The sequence below is a fragment of the Anaerococcus porci genome (assembly GCF_034090325.1).
GTDB lineage: Bacteria > Bacillota > Clostridia > Tissierellales > Peptoniphilaceae > Anaerococcus > Anaerococcus porci.
Window position 1 is genome coordinate 1 of the sequence record NZ_JAXDSU010000086.1, and the last position, 19,922, is coordinate 19,922.

Below are 19,922 nucleotides of genomic sequence, written 5' to 3' on the forward strand. Positions count from 1 at the left end.
AGGAACAGAAATGGTAATGCCAGGAGACAATGCAACATTCAAAATCACATTACAAAAACCAATAGCTCTTGAAGAAGGACTAAGATTCGCAGTAAGAGAAGGTGGAAGAACAGTTGCTTCAGGAGTTGTAACAAAAGTTATCCAATAAAAAATATAGAGTGGGTCTTTTTGACTTGCTCTTTTTTTATTTTAAACAAGCTAGGAGTTTTTATGAAGCATAGAAATTTTTTATTAGCTCTAATTGTTTCTCTTATTTTCATGTTTACTTCTTGTGTCAGTAAGGATAATAAAGGTAATGATTTATCAAATGATGTAAGTTCCAATAAAAAATTAAGTGATAAAAGAGAAAAAAAGCCTATAGGTGAGCCTTATGAAGTAGGGATAACTCCTGATGACTATAATATGGATTATGATACATCTAGGCTAAAATCATTAGACGAAAAAAAATCTAAATATTATCCTAAGGACGGAGTTAAGGGTTTATACTTTAATACCTATGCTATAGCAAATCCAAAAACATATGATAAAATTATAAATTTATTAGATTCTACCAAGCTAAATTCAGTCGTGATAGATATTAAGGATGATTGGGGAAATATCACTTGCGAATTTAAAACAGATAATGAAGATATAAAATATGCAACAAGTAAGGTTATAGATGTAGAAAAATTTATCAAGGATATGCATTCAAAAGGTATTTATGTTATAGGAAGAATAACCACTTTCAAAGATTCTGTTATAACTAAAAAACATCCTGAATGGGGTTTTACATTAAAAGATGGGTCTTTATGGACTAATGCTAATGGAGAAGCTTTTATGAATCCATTTATGGATGAGGTTAGAAAATATGATTTAGAGATTGCAGAACTTGCGGCAAAATCAGGATTTGATGAAATCCAATTTGATTATATAAGATTTGCTGAAGGATTTGAAACTTTCCAGGGAGAACTTAATTATCCAATGGGTAGGTGGCAAGATTTAAAAATGAAAGATGGAGAAAAAAGAATAGATGCTATAACTTCGTTTGTGAAAGATGCAAGAGAAATGCTTCAAGCCTACGATATGCCTTGTGGAATAGATGTTTTTGGTTATGCAATGCAAGTTGGAAGAGCTGAGGGAATTGGTCAGGATTTTAAGGAAATGGCTAATGAAGCTGATGTAATGAGTTCAATGATATACCCATCCCATTGGAGTTCTTTTTCGTTTGACCTAGAAAAACCAGATCTTGAACCATATGAATTAGTTAGAAGGTATCTAAAAGAAGAGCAAAAAGAATTTAAAGAAATTAACCATAAACCTAAGTCTAGACCATGGATTCAAGATTTTACAGCATCATGGATAGGACAGGGCAATTATATGGAATATGATGCTGGTGCAGTTCAAGCTCAAGTTGATGCTATCTATGATAGTGGACAAGATGAATTCTTAATATGGAATTCATCTGCAGAATATACTGAGGGTGTTAAATATTAGTGAGGTTTTATGGAGAAATTGATTAGAGAATTTATAGATAAGGCTATAAAATTTATAGAAGTTTTAATATGTATTGCCATATTAATATCTGTCCTATTGTCAGTTCCAAATCTTTTAAGATATGGGATTGATATCGTTTCATCTTCTAATGTAAGAAGTAACTATGAGCTTTTAAATGAGTTTTTAAAGCATGCACTTTTATTGGTGGTGGGTATTGAGCTTTTGGAGATGATAATCACTAAAAGTCATGAATCTGTTCTTACTCTAATTCTTTTTGTAATAGCAAGAAAAATGTTGGTTTATTCTGTAGGTTTAGTTGATATACTTATTGGTTCAATATCTATTGGACTTATATTTGCAATAATAAAATTTGTAATAAATGATGACAAACTTATGGCAACGATTGATAATACTTTTTCTGCCGCAATGACTGTAGAAAAGATAAAAAAAGAATTTGCTCTAGATATACCTCAAGATATGTCAAATACTCTTGGCGGTTTAGTTTATGAGATTGCAAAGCTAGAAGATGTAAAAGAAATTAAAGAAAAAACAAAACTTATATATGGAAAGTATATGTATAAGGTGGTTTCAATTGAAGATAATGTTATACAAAGAGTAAGAATTGAAGAGTTAAAAAACTAAAAAAGGGTTGTTGCAAAATTACATTTGCAACAACTCCTTTTTTAAATTCTATGATTTTTTCTAAATTGTGAAGGTGTTATACCGACCTTCTTTTTAAAAACCTGATTAAAATAAGACTGAGAATTAAAACCCACTATAGAAGAAATTTCTTCCATAGAGTGATTAGTACTTATTAATAAGTTTTTAGTTACCTCGATTCTTTTAAGAATAAGGTATTCTATAGGGGTTACCCTATAATTTTGCTTGAATTCTGAAATTAAATGGAACTTATTCATATAAGCCATTTTAGATAAGTTTTCAAGTCTTATATCTTCTGAGTAATTGTTATCAATAAAATTTTTGATATAATCAATTTGTTTGTTGATTTTTATATCGTTTGTTATCTTAAACTCATCGCTTAAATTTCTAAGTAAAGTTATTACAAATTCGCTTGCTTTAGCATTTGCCATAGACTTAGAATAAGGATCTTTTGAATTAAATTCATTGTTGATGTCATTGAAAGAATTTAAAAAGTAATCTTTCATCTCATCTATAGAGTTGTAGTAATATTTATCCTCTTCTAAATTTTCGTTATTATCTACTGATTTGACAAAAATACTATCAACTCCGAATGAAACATAAATAAGATTCTCATCATCTTTCGATGAATATATACTGTGACCAACATTTGAATTTATTATCAAAAAGTCATCTTTTTTTACATCAATCATTTTATCTTCAATAGAAAATTTTCCGTTACCATCAATAATAAAATAAAACTCAGTAAAAGGATGAAAATGAATCCTAGAGCTTATTTTATTCGATGAAGAATTTTTCTTAGCATAAAGTACATTTAAGTATATACTTTGCATTGCTGTGTTATCGTTTTCGTTATTATCTATCATTACCATAATCATCGTCCCTTTTTGCTTGATTCATATACCATTATACAGAAAATGACAAGTTAAAACAAGTGAATTTTACAGTACTAAGCAAGAAATTTGTGATATAATGTACTATAGTTAATAATATTAATAAAAGAAAGGAATATTTATGGATACAAGGAACTACTTAGAAGGAAAATCAAATGAAGGTTTTAAATTTTTTGGTAATCATAAAAAAGGAAATAAATCTTATATATTTAGGCTCCTTGCACCGAATGCTGAAAATGTTTATATAAAGGGAGATTTCAATAATTGGGAAAGTGAAAAACTCAGAAAATACAACACAGGTGTATTTTCAAAAACAATAAAAAATTCTAAGGTTAATGATGAATATATCTATATAATAGAAGATAAAAATGGAAATAAGATTTATAAGCTTGATCCATATGCAAAAATTCAAAATAAAGATTTTTCTAATTCAATAGTCTATGATGATTCTTATAAATTCTCTTATAAATATAAAAATAAGAAAAATCTTAATTTATATCAAGTAAATTTAAGATATTTAAATGAAATTGGTGTTTTTGATGATGATAAATCAATTACAAAATATATTGAATATATTAAAAATTTAAACTTTAGCCATATTTTATTTATGCCTATAACTTCATATAAAGATGTAGAATCCCTAGGTTATAGCCCATTTAGTTTTTTTTCTTTGGATTCAAATTTAGACATTGACAAGATAAAAAGATTTATAGATTTAAGTCATAGGGATGGCCTAGGAGTTTTAGTAGAATTTTCCCTAAATGAGTTTGATAATAGCGAAAAGTCCCTAATAAATTTTGATTTTTCTAATATGTATAACTATGATTATGAAGATATACTTTATAATTATAAGGAAAATATTAATCTAGATATAGGTAAAGATATGGTTAAGTCTTTTGTTAAATCTATTATATTTTATTGGATTAAAGAGTTTAATTTAGATGGTGTATTCATATCAAATCTAGAAGATGTTATTTTTTGGCAAGGAGATATTAGTAGAGGAATCAACGAAAAATGGCTTAATTTTTTAAAAGATTTAAATGAAGAAATAAAAAATGAATCAAAAATTTCTATTGGAAATTATAATTCTATATATAATAATGATATAAACAAAGATTTAGGTTTTTCTTATATTTTTGATAGGTCGTTTTCTAATATTATTAAACTATTTCAAAAGATTCCTTTTTATAGAGATAATTACAAGGAAATGGTTAAAAAATATTTTGAAAGAGATTTAAATAACTTTATTTTAGGTTTTAATTACTATGATAGCTTAAGTGAAGGGTGTTCTCTTTTAATGAAGATGTATTCTGAGGATTTTAAATATGACCAATTAAAAACTCTTTTTACTTTTTTATATAGTATAAAATCTAATAAAATTATTTTTATGGGAGATGAATTTGGATCAATTGAGAAATTTGATTTAAGAAAATTATCAAGAATTAAGATAAATAAAGATGAGGAAGAAGATTTTTTAGAGTTTTTTAAGGATTTATCTTATATATATAATAACATATTTAATAATTTTTCTGGAAAAATAAAGGATGAAATTTTAGAAATAGAAGGTTATAGTTTATATGCTATTAAAAGATTATACAAGAAGAAAAATTATTTACTTTTATTTAACTTTACAGACCTAATCTACAATCTTAAATCTCCATATTTCTTAGATACACTTATTTCTACAAAAAATAATAAAAAGAGTATTGAAAAGGATGAAATAATTAATATAAAACCTTTTGAATCTTTTATATTTCAAATATATAAGCCATAATATAGTTATAACCCAAAAGTTGATTTTAGTTCCAACTTTTGGGTTATTAACTTACTACAGCTTATTTAATCTTTTTATAAGTTTATATTCATTTTCAATATTGTGAGCTATATTAGTAAATCTCTCTAAAACTGTCTTTCTTGTAATTATACCTAAAAAATAACCATTTTTATGTGTAATACAAATAAAATTATTATTAATAATTAATCTTAAAACATCCTCAAGGTCAGAGTCATCAAATAGTATAGGAACTATTTGGTCCATAACTTCGTATACTTTCGTTTCAGTTAACTTTTTTTCATTAAAAAAACTTACATCTTCGCATGAAATAACAATTTTTGATATAGAAATTAAACCTCTTACTCTATCTTTAGTATCAAGAACAGGAATTGTTTGATAGCCTCTATTAGATAGGACTAAAATAGCATGTAGTAAGGAGTCATCTTCTCTTAAAACTGCAACTTCACTTGCTGGAGTTATAATATTTGCAGTTGGTTCATTAAACAAATCTTTGATTTTTTTACCGATCATATCTACTCCTATTAGCTATAAAAATAGCCCTTTGTAAAACAAATAACAAAAGGCTAAATTATATAATATGTAAGCACACCCAAGCTCGTGCGATAGAATCTATACGTTACTTAGACAGCCAGCTCATGATAGGTGACCTTACGGCACATAGAAAAATCTGCTTAATGCTGCTACGTTCCCGTCCTGACATGGTTCACAGCTTTCTATTGCGTAAGACCCATCAATCAACACTACTTTTCTAAGGCAGGCTATATATTTTAAAACCCTAACTTGGGAATTCAACCCTGCTATAGCGGATTGCAGGTTATAGGGCACCGCTAACTCCCCATCTAGTGCATGGCGGAGAGCAAGGGATTTGAACCCTTGATACACTATCAATGTATACACGATTTCCAATCGTGCTCCTTAAGCCACTCGGACAGCTCTCCATGATGCTTACAAAAATAAATTATACTTTAAATACTTAGAATTTCAAATTAATTTTTAAAATTATAAATATTTACCTACTATGGTATAATTTTATAAAGAAAGGAATGATTATGGCAAAAGCTTTATATAGAGAATATAGACCACAAAATTTTGATAATGTTTTGGGGCAAGATAGGGTTGTAAATGTATTGAAAAATCAAGTAAAATCATCTCAGATATCCCATGCTTATCTATTTGCTGGGGAGAGAGGTTGTGGTAAGACCACCTGTGCAAAAATATTTGCTAAGGCGATAAATTGTTTAAATCCTAGAAATGGTTCTCCTTGTGGAGAATGTGAAAATTGCAAGTCTATTGATGAAGAATCGACAATGGATATTGTAGAAATGGATGCAGCAAGTAATAGAAGAATAGATGATATTAGAAGTTTAAAAGAAACAGTTATATATCCACCAAATAACTTAAGATATAAGGTCTACATAATAGATGAAGCGCACATGATTACACGAGAGGCCTTTAATGCTTTATTAAAGATAATGGAAGAACCTCCTAGTCATTTAGTATTTATATTAGCTACAACAGAGATAGATAAAATACCAAAGACCATTCTATCTAGAGTTCAAAAGTTTGAATTTAATAAGATTGGAAAGACTGATATAATAAAACAGATAGATACTATTTTAAGAGATAAAAATATAAGCATGGACAATGAGGCGAAAGAGCTTGTTGTAGCAAAGGCTAGTGGAGCTATGAGAGATGCTTTATCAATACTTGACCAAGTTTTATCTATTAATAAAAAGAATTTTACACTTGCTGATGTACAATCTATTCTGGGAGTTGTAGAATCTAAGAATATAGATCTATTACTTGATAAGATAATTGGCTTAAATCAAAAAGGTGCTTTAGATATTTTATTTACTTTAAGAGAAAACAAAAAGGATGATATGGATATTCTTGATTCACTTACTATTTATCTAAGAGATATCATGATATATAAGACAAGTGCTAGCGAAAAACATATAAATTCTTTAGATTTTCTAGATAATATAAAAGAAAAATCAGAAAAAATTTCTAATAATCAAATTATCTCTTACCTTGAAATTATAAATGACTATTCAAATAGAATGAAAAATTCTTTTAATACATCACTTTTAATGGAAATGCTTTTGTTAAGACTTATCAATTTAAAAGATGAGAAAAATATTGAATCTAGGATAGAGAGTTTGGAGAAAAATAATCCAAGTAATAATATAGATCTTATAAATAAGATAGTCGAAGAAAAACTTGCTGATATTGATGTATTGTCTATAAAAACTAGACAAAATAACAATTTTAAAATCAATGATGAGTCCACTGAAAGAGATGATTCATTGAAGAAAGACATAAATGAAGAAATTAAAGATAATAATTTAGAAGTTTTATCTTCTAAAATAGAAGAAAGAAACAATGAAGAAAGGATTTTAAGAGAAGATAAAACTCTAAGCAAAAAAGATGAGGAAAATATTAAAAAGGCTCTCAAAAATAACTGTTCACCATTGATTAGAACTTTTATAGATAAAGAAGGCTTAAATTATGATATAATTAAGAACAAGCTTGTTGTTTATTACGAAAGCTCTTTTTATTATCAATCTTTAGAGGCAGCAAAAGATAATATAAAATCTATAATTAAGACTATTACTGGTATAGATTTCAATATTGATATTGAAAATATTGACAAAAAAAATTATAAAAAGAATAATAATATAGAAGAATCTAATAATATTAAAATAGACTCAGAAAATATAGTAGATAAATTAGAAAAAGTCTTTGGAAAAGACATAACAATTGAAGAATAAAGGAGATTAACATGGTAAGAGGCGGATTCCCAGGTGGTGGAAATATGAATAATATGATGAAAAAAGTACAAAAAATGCAACAAGATATGGCTAAGGCTCAAGCTGAGATAGAAGAAAAAGAATTTACTTCAACAGCTGGAGGCGGAGTTATTGAAGCAACTGTTAATGGAAAAAAAGAGCTTATAAAAGTAAAAATTGACGAAGATGTTGTTGATCCAGAAGATACTGAAATGCTTGAAGATCTAGTGGTTGCTGCTATTAATGATGCACTTAAAAAGGCTGATGAATATAGTCAAAAAGAAATGGGCAAATTAACAGGAAATCTAAATATTCCTGGATTAATGTAATGAGTTTATATCCTGAAAGTTTAACTAATCTAATAGAACAATTTCAAAAGCTTCCAACTATTGGTAAAAAAAGCGCTGAAAGATTAGCCATGAGTATAGTTGATAAAGATTCAAAGTCTGTAGAGGACTTCTCAAATGCCTTAAAAGAAGTTAAAGATAAAATTCATCCTTGCAAGATTTGTGGTAATCTTACTGAAGATGATATATGTAATATATGTAAAGATGTTTCAAGAGATGAAACAACTATTTGCGTCATAGAAGATGTAAGAAACCTCATAGCGATTGAGAAATCTTCGGTCTATCATGGAAGATATCATATACTTGGAGGACTGATATCACCATCTGATAATGTCAAAGCAGAAGACTTATCAATAGATAAACTTTTAGAAAGAATTGATAAGGAAGGAATAAAAGAGATTATACTTGCCATATCATCAACTATAGAAGGTGAAACAACTTCTCTGTTTTTGGCTCATCTTCTAGAAAATAAGGATGTAAGAGTATCAAAAATAGCATCAGGAATACCCGTAGGTTCAAATCTCGAATATTTTGATCAACTTACCTTAGAAAGAGCTTTGGAAGATAGAAGAGAAATATGAAATTTATAGAAAATATAGGTTAGAATTTAGTTTTTTTATTTAAAAATTTTGTGAAAATAATAGCAAAAATAAAGTAAGTGAATATCGACAAGTCTAGCAATTAAGTTCAGAATAAGCGTTAGATATAGTTAACAATTAAATTAGAATTTGTTATAAAAATCAAAGAGTTGATATAAACTTATCTTAAATAACATAAAATTTAGTATGGCTCAAAAAAATAGAAGTTAATAAAGCATATCTTTAGAAATCATGTAATAAACTTATAAATAATATAAGTCCTAGTGATATGAGTAAAGCTTATGATATAATTAAAGAAGAATTATATAGTAAGTGATAAAGAAATTGACTATATTATTAATAATGTTAATTTTATGATTTTAAGTCAATTTAAATAAAAATTTGTCATAAGACAATGTTTATATTATATAAAATTACAATTTATATGATAAACTTTATTATAATTCAAATTGAATTTGAACAAGACCATCCTTAATGGGATGGTTTTTAAACTTAAAGGAGTAGCAATGTCTGTTTATGATGTAAAATCAAAATATGCAGAAGAATTTATTAATCACGAAGAGATTATGGAATCTCTTGATTATGGAAAAAGAAATAGTAAAAATGATAAATTAATAAGAGAAATTCTTGAAAAGGCAAGAAAAGCTAAGGGATTAAGTCACAGAGAAGCATTTGTCTTACTTTCCTGTGAACTTGATGATTTTAATGAGGAGATATTTAAACTTGCAAAAGAATTAAAACTTAAATTCTATGGAAATAGGATAGTTTTATTTGCACCTCTATATCTTTCAAATTATTGTGTAAATGGATGCTTATATTGCCCATACCATGCTAAAAACAAGACCATACCAAGAAGAAAACTTAATCAAGATGAAATCAGGAAAGAAGTTATTGCTCTTCAAGATATGGGTCATAAAAGATTAGCTCTTGAAACTGGAGAAGATCCTATTAATAATCCTATTGATTATGTTTTAGAATCTATAAAAACTATTTACTCTATAAAACATAAAAATGGATCTATAAGAAGGGTTAATGTAAATATAGCAGCAACAACAATTGAAAATTATAAAAAACTTTTAGATGCAGAAATTGGAACCTACATATTATTTCAAGAAACCTATCACAAAAAAAATTACGAAACCTTGCATCCATCAGGACCAAAACACGACTATAATTATCATACAGAAGCTATGGATAGGGCAATGGAGGCAGGAATAAATGATGTTGGATGTGGTGTTTTATTTGGACTTCAAAATTATGAATATGAGTTTGTTGGACTTCTAATGCATGCAGAACACTTAGAGGCAAAATTTAATTGTGGTCCTCACACTATATCTGTTCCTAGAATCCAACCAGCAGATGATATAGATCCTGATGAATTTGATAATTCCTTAAGTGATAGAATGTTTGAAAAAATAATAGCATGTCTTAGAATTGCAGTTCCTTATACAGGTATGATTATATCAACTAGAGAATCCAAAGAAGTAAGAGAGAAAGTCTTAGACTTAGGTATAAGCCAAATTTCAGGTGGCTCAAAAACTACTGTTGGTGGATATTCTAAAGACATAGGTGATGTATCAGGCTCAAATCAATTTGAATTATCTGATAATAGAACTTTGGACGATGTTGTAAATTGGTTAATAGGTATGGATTATATACCTTCATTTTGTACAGCTTGTTATAGGGAAGGAAGAGTTGGAGAAAAGTTCATGTCCATAGTAAAAGAGCATGGTATAGGACAGATGTGCCAACCTAATGCTCTCTTGACCCTAGATGAGTATTTAACTGACTATGCAAGTGATGATACAAGAAATATTGGACAAATTTTAATTAAAAAAGAAATAGATAAAATTGAAAATCCAAATCTTAGAGAAAATGCAAAAGAATGGCTTAAAGAAATCAAAGATGGAAAAAGAGATATACACGTATGATTCAATATAATTCAGAAAGACTTACCATGGTCTTGGTTGGAAAGACTAATTCTGGTAAGTCTTCCTTTTTAAATTTTATAACAGGAGAAGATACTTCTATAGTTTCAGAAGAAAGAGGTACTACAACTGATCCTATTAAAAAATCTATGGAAATTCATGATTTAGGACCTGTATTGTTTTATGATACGGCAGGATTTGACGATGGGTCAAGTCTTTATGAGAAAAGGTTAGAAAAAACAAAAAATTCTATAAAAAAGGCTGATATTATTCTTTACTTCCTATCTATAGAAGATAATTTAGATGATTTAATATCTATAAAAAACAATCACAAAAATATTATTTATATAGCAACAAAACAGGATATTTCAGATGGAATTAAGCTTATAGAGAAATTTAAAATTCTTGATCCTCTTGCGATTGATATAAAAAACAAAAAAAGTAAGGAGCAATTTTTTTTAAAGATAAAATCTTTATATGAATTTGAAGATAATACAATAACAAAGAAATTAGTAAAAGAAAAAAACCTAGTCTTACTTGTAATTCCTCAAGATAGTGAAGCTCCTAAGTTTAGGCTGATAAAACCACAGGTTATGACTATAAGAGAGATTATAGATAAAAATGCGAGTGTGGTTTGTACTAATCTAATAAACTTAGAAAATACACTTAGTTTTTTTAATAAGAAGCCTGATCTTGTTATTACTGATTCTCAGTATTTTAAAGAAGTTTATAAAATATTAGACAAGGATATAAAATTAACTTCATTTTCTGTACTTTTTTCAGCTTTTAAAGGTGATATTAATTATTATATTGAGTCTGTTAAAAAACTTAAAGATGGTAATAAAATTCTAATTACTGAAGCCTGTTCTCATCCACCTTTAACCGAAGATATAGGGACTGTTAAAATTCCAAAACTTCTAAGAAATAAATATAAGAATATAAGTATTGATTTTAAAAGAGGAGATGATTTTAAGGATATAGAAAAATATGATTTAATTATTCAATGTGGGGCTTGTATGTTTAATAAAAAATATGTAAGTGAAAGAATTAGAAAAGCCAAAGCTAAAAATATTCCTATGACAAATTATGGAATTTTAATAGCTTATCTTAACGGAATACTAGATAAGATAGAAAAATAAAAAGATAGACTGAGAGAGCCTATCTTTTATTTTTTAATATTTCATAACTTTCCTTATAAAAGATTGATTGCTTAACCTTTTTTTTATTTCTTTTAGATAGGCTTAAGATATAAAGGCTATTTTTAGCTCTTGTAATAGCAACATAGAAAATCCTCCTTTCTTCTTCTAATCTTTGTTTTCTATCCTCATCACTAAATATAAGAGGAAATTCATTTTCAATAAGGTCTATTACAAATACTTTGTCATATTCTAGACCTTTTGAAGAATGTATAGTTGAAAGATAAAGTTTAGATTTTATTAAAGATTTGGATTTTTTCTGAAGTTTTTCAATCTTTTCTAACAATTCTTCTTTTGTTTTAATTCCTTTGGTAAAATTTATAGCACTTTCTATATATAAATCTTTATTTACTGTTTCTTGCATATATTTTCTACTTATCATATTTATGTAAGACTTATATGAGAGACTATTATAAATAAAGGATATTTTTTTATCATATGAAAGTTTTCTTATATGCTTAAGTTTTTTTTCAATATTAAACAAAGAATCAATTTTATAATCTTCTAATTCAATTCTATAAAAATAATCAAATATGTCTTCATTTATGGCCTTATAACTTAATTTTTCTATATCTTCTTTGCTTAAGTAGCTACTAACTTTATAATAAATTTCCTTAAAGAGTTCAACATTATTAAAATCATTAGAAAAATCTATTATAGATAAGAGATCTTTAAAAATCTTGCTCTCAAAAAAATCCAATACATTAATATTTACATTAAAATCAATATCATTATCAAAAAAATACGCTATAAGTGATATGGCTGAAATATTATTTCTAAAAAGAATTGCAGTTTTTTCATCACTTTTAAGATTTTTTCTTATAAATTGATATTCTTTAGATGAGTCAGCAAAAGTTTTTATAATTATATCATCTTTTTTATCTCTTTTTGCTATAAAGTTTTTATCATACCTTAACTTGTTATTTTGGATTAAGTATTTTGATAAATTAACAATATTTGATCCAGATCTGTGATTAGTATCAAGCCACATTATTTTAGAATTTTCAAATTTATTTTTAAAATTTAATAAATAAGATGGATTGGCTGCCCTGAATGAATAAATAGATTGATCATCATCTGCAACTATTAAAATATTATTCTCAGGATATATTATCTCTTCTAAAATCTTAAACTGTAATAAAGATGCATCTTGTCCTTCGTCAAGTTGATAATACTTATATTTACTCTTTATGGACATTAAGATAGATTTATCGTTTTTAAGTATCTCTAAAGCTTTTACTTGCATATCATCAAAATCTAGGAGATGCTTTTTGTTTTTTATTTCTTCATATATTTCATAAATTTTACTTATATTTTTTATTTCTATATTTTTTAAGTAAGACTTATCTAAAATAGAGTTTTTCATAAAAGAAACTTCCCTAAAAAACAAAGCCAAATCTTCTCTAGAAATAGGGTAATGATTTATCTTCTCATAAATTTCACCGACCAAATTATATTTGTTGTAAATTTTTTCATCTTCTATAAGTCTTATTTCTCTATTGTATTTTCTTAAATAATTTCTAATTATTAAGTAGCAAAATGCATGGATTGTCATAAAATTAGACTTTAAGTCCTTAGATCTTTCTTTCATATCTTCAGCTTGAATTTTTGAAAATGTTAGAGAAAGTATTCTTGTCTTATCAATAATTCTTGAAAGTATTTTTATTCTTTCTAAAAGCATTGTTGTCTTACCACTTCCAGGTATGGCTAATACTAATAAGGGTCCCTCTTTATGATTTGCTGCTTTTTCTTGTTTACTTGTCAATATCATATTTATATTTTATCATATAAGTATGGAAATTTACTATATAAAGCTTTTCATTATTACTTTGGCTTAATTTAAGGTATAGTATAAAAAACGGGAGGAATTATGTTAACTACAAATTTTTTAAAAACAAGAACATCTACTAGAGAATTTAAAGAATCTAAAGTAGAGGAATCAAAAATCGAGAAAATATATGAATATGTAACAGATATTAAAGCAGGACTTTATGAAGAAGATTTATCCTTTGAAATTTCTAAAGATGGAGAAGGTCTTTATGAAAAGTTAAATGGAAAGGCTGGATACAAAGGAGTAATGATAAAAGCTCCTATATATGTAGGTCTTGATGTTAAAAATCATAATCAAAAAGCCCTTGTTAAGGGGGCATATGGTCTAGAAGAATTGATTACAAAATTAAGCGAAATAGGACTTGCTTCATGTTGGATTTCAGTAGTAGATGCAAGTGAAGATGATTTAAATAGTGCTTTTTTAGATAGTAAAGGTAATATCAAATCTATTCTAGCTGTAGGTGAAGCTCTTAATGAAGAGGTAAGAGAGCATAGGTTTGATGATAGAAAAGGAATTAATGAATTTGTTTTTATAGATGATTTAAACCATAAGGCAAGTGTTGAGGAAATCGAACAAAGAGGCATGGATGATTTGTTTTCTTATTTAAGATTTGCACCATCTTCATATAACTCACAACCTTGGAGGTTTGTTCTTGTAGATAATCTTGTAAAACTTTATTTAGAAGATTATAAGGATGAATCAAACTTAGTTGATGCAGGAATAGTAATGTATTATTTCGACCAACTCACAAAAGACTTATCCATTAATTCTTCATGGGATGTTAAACCTAATCTTGATGGTTCAAAACAAGTATTTATAGCTCAAAAAGAATTATAAATTAAAGAAGGATATTAATGATAACTTTAAAGACAAGTAAGGATATAGAAAAGATGTATAAGGCTTCAGAAGTACTTTGCAAAACTCATCTAGCTATTAAAGAAATCATAAGACCAGGTATAACCACTTTATTTCTTGATGATTTCGCTAATAAATTCATCAAATTTCATAAGGCTATACCAGCTCAATTAGGCTATCAAGGATTTCCATATACACTGTGTATTTCTGTAAATGATGAGATATGTCATGGATTTCCTTCGGATTATGTTCTAAAAGAAGGGGATGTCGTGTCAATAGATAATGTAATAGATTTAGATGGAGGACTTGCTGACTCTTGTTGGACTTATAAAATAGGTAAACTATCAAAAGAAAATGAAAAATTAGTTGATGTTAACTTAAAAGCCCTATACAAAGGAATAGAAGAGGCAATACCAGGAAATAGGATTGGCGATATAGGAGCTGCTATCCAAGAATATGTAGAAAAAGAAAATGGTTTTTCTGTAATAAGAGATTTTATAGGACATGGCATAGGAAAAGAAATGCATGAAGATCCACAAGTCCCTCACTATGGCAAAAGAGGTTTTGGACCAAGGATTCAAGAAAATATGGTCTTTACTATAGAACCTATGATTTGTATAGGCGATTGGAAGTCAAAAATAGATTCGAATGGATGGACAGCGAGAACTAGTGATGGCTCTGTTTGTTCTCAATTTGAACATCAATTAGTAATAAGAAAAAATAAGGCTGAGATTATTACAGACCAAGATAAGTTTGAACTTAGTGACAAAGATTTAAAATTTATTGAAAATTACAAATAAAGGGGGGTACCCCTTTATTTTTATGAAAAAACCAAAATATATAAATTTAATCTATTATTATTCTTCTTTTGAATATGCCTTAATAAATTTTAATTTACAAACGCTTTTATAAAGGAATTTTTAAATATATACAAAACTGATGTTTACTTATGCAATTCATTATTCAAAAATTTAAGATATATTTGTAATTTTATTTCAAATATATTAATTGTTGCTATATATTTTTTTAAAACACTTAATAAGTAACCAAAAAACTGGTAGAATATAAAAGTACGTTTAGGAGGAAATATGGATATAATAGTAATAGGTTTTGCATTATTTGCAATGTTTTTTGGAGCAGGAAATTTGATATTTCCACCAATGCTCGGTTATACATATGGAAATAATTGGCTCTATGCAGGCATTGGTTTTACGATAGTAGGGGTTGGTCTAACTTTAATTGCAGTTATAAGTGTTGCAAAAAGTCATGGTAATATATTTTCATTTACTTCACTTGCAGGAAACAAGTTGTCTAAAGTTATAATTTTTATTATCGCTCTTTGTATAGGACCTTTGGGAGCTATACCAAGAACAGCAGCTACAAGCTCTGAAATGCTAACATCTAGTGGATTTAATATATCGCCTTTAGTGTTTTCTATAATTTTTTTCTTTATATCTTTATGTTTAGCCTTAGGAGAAAGTTCAGTTGTAGATTTTATAGGTAAGTTTTTAACACCTCTTTTACTAATTTCCTTGTTTATAATGATTATAGTTGGTGTTATAAACCCTATAGGAGAAATGAAAGATGTAAATATGCATACTGGAAAAATTTTATCAAATTCTATGCTTGAAGGATATAATACAATGGATGCACTAGCAGCTTTAGCTTTTACTCCGATTATAGTAAAGAGTATTGTAAAGAAGGGCTATAAAAATGAAATTCTTAAAAAAACAATAGAGGCTTCCTTTGTAGCTGTGATTGGTTTAGCGTTAGTATATATGTCACTTGCATATTTAGGAGCAAGTGTATCTAAAAGTGTTGATGGTCTGTCAAGGGTAGAGCTATTAAACTTTATTTCAAAAGAAATATTAGGCAGTAAGGGGAGGTATATACTACTCATAGCATTAATATTAGCATGTTTTACAACAGCCACTGGTCTTATATCATCAATATCAGAAATATTTGTTAAGTATTCAAATAATAGACTTTCATATAAGTTTAATGCATGTCTAATAACATTAACTTCCTTAGTTTTATCGGTATTGGGAGTGGATAGTATAGTTGAATTTACAGGTCCATTTTTACAATTTGCTTATCCATTAGCTATTTTATTAGTTATTTTTAATCTATATGGTAAGAATAAGTTGGATAAAATTTTGGTAAGAAATTCATTTATAACTGTTTCCATTGTCTCTTTTATAGATGCTATAATAAGTTTTATAAGTGTAATTGAAAAGTTGCTAAATATTAATTTTGAATTATTTGATGCTATACAAGAAGCTTTAAGTAATATTCTTAAAATTATTTCAATCAATAATAAAGATTTTCCTTGGGTATATCCCTTAATAATTGTTTTCATATTAACTTTAATATACGTAAATAAATTCAATTCAAAAACTAATATTGATCTGTCTAAGTAAAATTAGGCAGTTTTATTTTAAGAAATAGTTTGCAAATATATTTATTTCCTGTATATTTTTATTAGCTAGTAAAATAGTTTTAATAAAGAATTTCATAAAAATCAAAAAATGTTTGATAAATTTTTAACCACGTGTTATAATCTACATATAAGTTAATTATTTATCAAATATTGAAAGGGGAAAATATGACAAGAAAAGTAGTTATTGCAAGTGCAGCAAGAACACCAGTAGGAAGCTTCGGAGGCAGTTTAAAATCAAAAAGTGCAGTTGATTTAGGGGTTGTTGCTGCAAAAGCAGCAATTGAAAGAGCAGGAATTAAACCAGAAGATATAGAAGAGACAGTATTAGGTTGTGTATTACAAGCAGGATTAGGTCAAAATGTTGCTAGACAAGTTTCTTTAGGGGCAGGAGTTCCAGAAACAGTTCCAGCAATGACAATTAATAAGGTTTGTGGTTCAGGTCTTAGAACAGTATCACTAGCAGCTCAAATGATTTTAGCAGGTGATGTAGATGTAGTTTTAGCAGGAGGAACCGAGTCTATGTCTAATGCTCCATTCTTAATCAACGAAGCTAGATGGGGAGCTAGAATGGGTGATAAAAAACTTGTTGATGAAATGATTATTGATGGACTTTGGGATATTTATAATAACTATCATATGGGGGTTACAGCTGAAAATGTAGCTGAAAAATATGGTATTACAAGAGAAATGCAAGATGATCTTGCAGCAGTAAGTCAACAAAGAGCAAGTAAAGCTCGTGCTGAAGGAAGGTTTAAAGATGAAATAGTTCCTGTAGAAATTACTGACAGAAAAGGTAATGTTACAGTTGTTGAAGATGATGAATATATAAGAGATGGAGTTACTAAAGAAAATATTTCTAAACTTAGATCAGCTTTTATCAAAGATGGTACAGTAACAGCAGCCAACGCATCAGGAATCAATGATGGTGCAGCATGTCTTGTAATTATGAGTGAAGAAAAAGCTAAAGAATTGGGAGTAAAACCTCTTGCAACAATTATAGGATATGCATCAGCAGGTGTTGATCCAAAAATTATGGGAACAGGTCCAATCCCATCAAGTAAAAAAGCTTTAGAAAAAGCCGGTGTTACAGTTGATGAACTTGATTTGATTGAATCCAATGAAGCTTTTGCAGCTCAATCTTATGCAGTAAGAAATGAAATGGGATTTGATCCTGAAAAAACAAATGTAAATGGTGGAGCGATTGCTATAGGCCATCCAATAGGAGGATCTGGAGCAAGAATTCTTACAACACTTTTATATGAAATGGAAAAAAGAGATTCTAAAAAGGGTCTAGCAACACTCTGTATAGGTGGAGGAATGGGAACTGCCCTAGTTGTAGAAAGATAATATAAACACAAAAATACTGTAAGATTTTAAAATCTTACAGTGTTTTTTTATATTTTTCGATTGATATTTGGTTCTTAGATTTTTCTCTATCTTTCATCTTTTTTGTGTAGCAAGATCTACATAAAGGTTCATATGAATCCTGAGCTCCTATTTCTATTCTCTCTTCATTATATGATTTTCTAAATGATACCCAGGCATCTTCTCCACATGATGCACAGATAGCATGGTGTTTGATAAGTTCATCTGCAATAGGCATAAGTTCCTTCACTATCTCAAAAGGTCTTGCTTTATAGTCCATATCAAGTCCAGATACTACAATTGTTATGTGGGACTTCATAAGTTTTAGAAAACACTCTACGATTTCTGTTGGATTATCTGGGAAAAATTGAACTTCATCTATTCCAATAGCATCAACTTCATTTCTTGAACTATATTCTAAAATGTCATTTATAGAATCTATTTTCAAAGCATCAAGTTCAAGATTATCGTGGCTTATAATTTTTTCATCTTCATGTCTTGAATCTACTGAAGGTTTAAAGGCAACAGTTTTATACCCTGCAATCTTCATTCTATATAGTTCTCTCCAAAGTGAAGTTGTCTTTCCTGAAAACATTGAACCTGTGTGAACAATAAGTTTAGCTTGTTTCTTCATATTACACCTAAACATTAAATTTAAAGTTCGTAATATCGCCGTCTTTCATAACATAGTCTTTTCCTTCCATTCGAAGTTGACCATGTTCTTTAACTTTTGCCATATTACCATATTCTTTAAGGATATCAAAGCTTACAATCTCGGCTTTTATAAATCCTCTTTGGATATCAGTATGAATTTTTCCAGCAGCATCCACTGCCTTTGTCCCCTTAGTAATTGTCCAAGCTCTAGTTTCATCTTCTCCTGTAGTTAAAAATGAAATTAAGTTAAGTGTTTTATATGAATCTCTTATAACTTGGTCACATCCTGACTCTTTAAGACCAATCATTGCCAAGAATTCCTTTTTCTCTTCATCTGTATCAAGGTTTGAAATCTCTTCCTCAATCTTAGCACTTACTACTGATACTTGGGAGTTTTCCTCTTTTGCAAACTCTATTACTTGATTTACATATTTATTTGAATTTCCATTATCAATTACATCGCTTTCGTCTACATTACATACATATATTATAGGTTTAGTTGATAGAAGTTGATAGGATTTAAGAAGTGACATATCATCATCATTAAGATTTAATACTCTAGCTGATTTTCCTTCTTCTAAAATTTCTTTAATTTTTTTTAAAAGCTCTACTTCATTTCTCACACTTTTATCAGACTTTGCAATCTTTTCCCTTTTAACCAATACCTTATCAACAAGTTCTAAATCAGCAAGGATTAACTCGAGATTTATGGTCTCTATATCTCTTAATGGGTCAATAGATCCGTCTACATGGGTTACATTTGGATCGTTAAAGCAACGCAAAACTTCTACTATTGCATCTGTTTCCCTAATGTTTGATAAAAATTTATTTCCTAAACCCTCACCTTTACTAGCGCCTTTTACAAGACCTGCAATATCATAAAATTCTATTGCAGCAGGAACTATTTTTTTTGAATTATGCATTTTTGCAAGGTAGTCTAACCTTTCATCTGGTACATTTACAAGACCTACATTTGGGTCTATCGTACAGAATGGGTAGTTAGCAATTTCTGCTCCTGCCTTTGTTATGGCATTAAATAGTGTTGACTTGCCTACGTTTGGTAGACCAACAATTCCTAATTTCATTTAATCACTCTC

The 19,922-nt window shown here is 28.1% G+C and carries 18 protein-coding genes, 1 tRNA gene and 1 other RNA gene; 13 read left to right on the forward strand and 7 right to left on the reverse strand.

The genetic code is table 11. The features are described from left to right. The 3 genes from SOR60_RS08945 to SOR60_RS08955 all read left to right on the forward strand — a co-directional run. On the forward strand, positions 1 to 148 hold a 148-nt coding region (locus SOR60_RS08945), incomplete at its 5' end, for an EF-Tu C-terminal domain-related protein (protein ID WP_462676504.1). 62 nt (positions 149 to 210) lie between these two features. After that, complete coding sequence (locus tag SOR60_RS08950; RefSeq protein WP_154538897.1) at positions 211 to 1,473, forward strand: putative glycoside hydrolase; 1,263 nt, start codon at positions 211 to 213, stop codon at positions 1,471 to 1,473. Positions 1,474 to 1,482: 9 nt separating this feature from the next. After that, positions 1,483 to 2,115, forward strand: coding sequence for a transporter associated domain-containing protein (locus SOR60_RS08955; protein WP_154538896.1), 633 nt, complete (start codon positions 1,483 to 1,485; stop codon positions 2,113 to 2,115). Positions 2,116 to 2,156: 41 nt separating this feature from the next. On the opposite strand, the gene SOR60_RS08960 is transcribed toward SOR60_RS08955, so the two are convergent. After that, a complete protein-coding gene (locus tag SOR60_RS08960) occupies positions 2,157 to 3,005 on the reverse strand; it encodes an AraC family transcriptional regulator (RefSeq protein WP_154538895.1) in 849 nt (282 codons plus the stop codon). 142 nt (positions 3,006 to 3,147) lie between these two features. On the opposite strand from SOR60_RS08960, the gene SOR60_RS08965 reads away from it, so the two are divergent. Then, positions 3,148 to 4,800: a GlgB N-terminal domain-containing protein gene (locus SOR60_RS08965; RefSeq protein WP_320595752.1), complete on the forward strand. Its 1,653-nt coding sequence runs from the start codon at positions 3,148 to 3,150 to the stop codon at positions 4,798 to 4,800. Positions 4,801 to 4,854: 54 nt separating this feature from the next. Here the strand turns inward: SOR60_RS08965 and cbpB are convergent, their stop codons facing one another. The 3 genes from cbpB to SOR60_RS08980 form a co-directional block, all read right to left on the reverse strand. Beyond that, entirely contained in the window at positions 4,855 to 5,331 is a 477-nt protein-coding gene (gene cbpB / locus SOR60_RS08970) for a cyclic-di-AMP-binding protein CbpB (RefSeq protein ID WP_176269275.1), read from the reverse strand. A gap of 71 nt (positions 5,332 to 5,402) precedes the next feature. Next, positions 5,403 to 5,669, reverse strand: an RNA gene (ffs, locus tag SOR60_RS08975) — signal recognition particle sRNA large type. Next, positions 5,669 to 5,759 (reverse strand) — tRNA-Ser (locus SOR60_RS08980). Before SOR60_RS08980 ends, ffs begins: the two co-directional genes overlap by 1 nt. 111 nt (positions 5,760 to 5,870) lie before the next feature. On the opposite strand from SOR60_RS08980, the gene dnaX reads away from it, so the two are divergent. The 5 genes from dnaX (at position 5,871) to hydF (ending at position 11,623) form a co-directional block, all read left to right on the forward strand. After that, entirely contained in the window at positions 5,871 to 7,592 is a 1,722-nt protein-coding gene (dnaX, locus tag SOR60_RS08985) for a DNA polymerase III subunit gamma/tau (RefSeq protein WP_320595753.1), read from the forward strand. Between the two features lie 11 nt (positions 7,593 to 7,603). Beyond that, entirely contained in the window at positions 7,604 to 7,939 is a 336-nt protein-coding gene (locus SOR60_RS08990) for a YbaB/EbfC family nucleoid-associated protein (protein WP_154538891.1), read from the forward strand. Continuing rightward, positions 7,939 to 8,538: a recombination mediator RecR gene (recR, locus tag SOR60_RS08995; protein WP_154538890.1), complete on the forward strand. Its 600-nt coding sequence runs from the start codon at positions 7,939 to 7,941 to the stop codon at positions 8,536 to 8,538. Before SOR60_RS08990 ends, recR begins: the two co-directional genes overlap by 1 nt. A 524-nt stretch (positions 8,539 to 9,062) precedes the next feature. Continuing rightward, entirely contained in the window at positions 9,063 to 10,487 is a 1,425-nt protein-coding gene (gene hydG / locus SOR60_RS09000; protein WP_176269277.1) for a [FeFe] hydrogenase H-cluster radical SAM maturase HydG, read from the forward strand. Continuing rightward, the gene (gene hydF / locus SOR60_RS09005; RefSeq protein ID WP_154538888.1) at positions 10,484 to 11,623 is read left to right on the forward strand and encodes a [FeFe] hydrogenase H-cluster maturation GTPase HydF; all 1,140 of its coding nucleotides are present in this window, start codon (positions 10,484 to 10,486) and stop codon (positions 11,621 to 11,623) included. The genes hydG and hydF overlap by 4 nt, the downstream gene beginning before the upstream one ends. Before the next feature lie 19 nt (positions 11,624 to 11,642). Here the strand turns inward: hydF and SOR60_RS09010 are convergent, their stop codons facing one another. After that, complete coding sequence (locus tag SOR60_RS09010; RefSeq protein WP_320595754.1) at positions 11,643 to 13,451, reverse strand: ATP-dependent helicase; 1,809 nt, start codon at positions 13,449 to 13,451, stop codon at positions 11,643 to 11,645. A gap of 99 nt (positions 13,452 to 13,550) precedes the next feature. Between SOR60_RS09010 and SOR60_RS09015 the strand changes: the two genes are divergently transcribed. The 4 genes from SOR60_RS09015 to SOR60_RS09030 all read left to right on the forward strand — a co-directional run bounded on the left by SOR60_RS09015 (position 13,551) and on the right by SOR60_RS09030 (position 18,153). Further along, complete coding sequence (locus tag SOR60_RS09015) at positions 13,551 to 14,348, forward strand: nitroreductase family protein (RefSeq protein ID WP_176269280.1); 798 nt, start codon at positions 13,551 to 13,553, stop codon at positions 14,346 to 14,348. A gap of 17 nt (positions 14,349 to 14,365) precedes the next feature. Further along, a complete protein-coding gene (gene map, locus SOR60_RS09020; RefSeq protein WP_154538885.1) occupies positions 14,366 to 15,166 on the forward strand; it encodes a type I methionyl aminopeptidase in 801 nt (266 codons plus the stop codon). 288 nt (positions 15,167 to 15,454) lie between these two features. Then, positions 15,455 to 16,786 (forward strand): branched-chain amino acid transport system II carrier protein, encoded by a 1,332-nt coding sequence (brnQ, locus tag SOR60_RS09025; protein WP_320595755.1) that lies wholly within the window; start codon positions 15,455 to 15,457, stop codon positions 16,784 to 16,786. 185 nt (positions 16,787 to 16,971) lie between these two features. After that, complete coding sequence (locus SOR60_RS09030) at positions 16,972 to 18,153, forward strand: acetyl-CoA C-acetyltransferase (RefSeq protein ID WP_176269283.1); 1,182 nt, start codon at positions 16,972 to 16,974, stop codon at positions 18,151 to 18,153. A gap of 34 nt (positions 18,154 to 18,187) precedes the next feature. On the opposite strand, the gene SOR60_RS09035 is transcribed toward SOR60_RS09030, so the two are convergent. Both SOR60_RS09035 and ychF read right to left on the reverse strand, forming a co-directional pair. After that, complete coding sequence (locus SOR60_RS09035) at positions 18,188 to 18,805, reverse strand: thymidine kinase (RefSeq protein WP_176269284.1); 618 nt, start codon at positions 18,803 to 18,805, stop codon at positions 18,188 to 18,190. Positions 18,806 to 18,812: 7 nt separating this feature from the next. After that, positions 18,813 to 19,910 (reverse strand): redox-regulated ATPase YchF, encoded by a 1,098-nt coding sequence (gene ychF, locus SOR60_RS09040; protein ID WP_320595756.1) that lies wholly within the window; start codon positions 19,908 to 19,910, stop codon positions 18,813 to 18,815. Positions 19,911 to 19,922: the final 12 nt, after the last annotated feature.

Bases quoted from the DNA above. Each gene is read 5' to 3' on its own strand.
- SOR60_RS08950 (WP_154538897.1), top strand. From the start codon at position 211: ATGAAGCATAGAAATTTTTTATTAGCTCTAATTGTTTCTCTTATTTTC.
- SOR60_RS08955 (WP_154538896.1), top strand. From the start codon at position 1,483: ATGGAGAAATTGATTAGAGAATTTATAGATAAGGCTATAAAATTTATA.
- SOR60_RS08960 (WP_154538895.1), bottom strand. From the start codon at position 3,005: ATGGTAATGATAGATAATAACGAAAACGATAACACAGCAATGCAAAGT.
- SOR60_RS08965 (WP_320595752.1), top strand. From the start codon at position 3,148: ATGGATACAAGGAACTACTTAGAAGGAAAATCAAATGAAGGTTTTAAA.
- cbpB (WP_176269275.1), bottom strand. From the start codon at position 5,331: ATGATCGGTAAAAAAATCAAAGATTTGTTTAATGAACCAACTGCAAAT.
- dnaX (WP_320595753.1), top strand. From the start codon at position 5,871: ATGGCAAAAGCTTTATATAGAGAATATAGACCACAAAATTTTGATAAT.
- SOR60_RS08990 (WP_154538891.1), top strand. From the start codon at position 7,604: ATGGTAAGAGGCGGATTCCCAGGTGGTGGAAATATGAATAATATGATG.
- recR (WP_154538890.1), top strand. From the start codon at position 7,939: ATGAGTTTATATCCTGAAAGTTTAACTAATCTAATAGAACAATTTCAA.
- hydG (WP_176269277.1), top strand. From the start codon at position 9,063: ATGTCTGTTTATGATGTAAAATCAAAATATGCAGAAGAATTTATTAAT.
- hydF (WP_154538888.1), top strand. From the start codon at position 10,484: ATGATTCAATATAATTCAGAAAGACTTACCATGGTCTTGGTTGGAAAG.
- SOR60_RS09010 (WP_320595754.1), bottom strand. From the start codon at position 13,451: ATGATATTGACAAGTAAACAAGAAAAAGCAGCAAATCATAAAGAGGGA.
- SOR60_RS09015 (WP_176269280.1), top strand. From the start codon at position 13,551: ATGTTAACTACAAATTTTTTAAAAACAAGAACATCTACTAGAGAATTT.
- map (WP_154538885.1), top strand. From the start codon at position 14,366: ATGATAACTTTAAAGACAAGTAAGGATATAGAAAAGATGTATAAGGCT.
- brnQ (WP_320595755.1), top strand. From the start codon at position 15,455: ATGGATATAATAGTAATAGGTTTTGCATTATTTGCAATGTTTTTTGGA.
- SOR60_RS09030 (WP_176269283.1), top strand. From the start codon at position 16,972: ATGACAAGAAAAGTAGTTATTGCAAGTGCAGCAAGAACACCAGTAGGA.
- SOR60_RS09035 (WP_176269284.1), bottom strand. From the start codon at position 18,805: ATGAAGAAACAAGCTAAACTTATTGTTCACACAGGTTCAATGTTTTCA.
- ychF (WP_320595756.1), bottom strand. From the start codon at position 19,910: ATGAAATTAGGAATTGTTGGTCTACCAAACGTAGGCAAGTCAACACTA.